This is a genomic window from Aminobacter sp. MET-1, from assembly GCF_026521175.1.
GTDB lineage: Bacteria > Pseudomonadota > Alphaproteobacteria > Rhizobiales > Rhizobiaceae > Aminobacter.
Genome location: NZ_JAMSHL010000092.1, coordinates 1 through 278 on the forward strand (window position 1 = coordinate 1; position 278 = coordinate 278).

General features: G+C 61.5%; 1 protein-coding gene. It reads right to left on the reverse strand.

Going from position 1 to position 278, the window contains the following annotated elements:
• Positions 1-140: 140 nt before the first annotated feature.
• A complete protein-coding gene (locus tag NDO48_RS30615; protein ID WP_416377231.1) occupies positions 141-278 on the reverse strand; it encodes a DUF664 domain-containing protein in 138 nt (45 codons plus the stop codon).

Genomic DNA, 278 nt, shown 5'->3' on the forward strand with positions numbered 1-278 from the left:
GGATAGCTGCATGTGCTGTGCAGCAGCACGTTTCGCTCGGGCAGTCCCCCGCACGGCTGGGCGATACCTGCACGGACGACGTTGTCGTCTTTACATCTCGGCGTCCAAACACGAATGCGTGGTGCCCGGTTGGTGCGGTGTCAGGACGGGGTGTTGTCAGCCTGACCGGCGGTATCGATCTGCTCACGGAGGATGTCTCCGTGACCTGCGTGCCTGGCGAGCTCTTGAATCATCATCAGCAGTGTCCAGCGCATGCTGATGGTTCCTTCGGTGGGCAG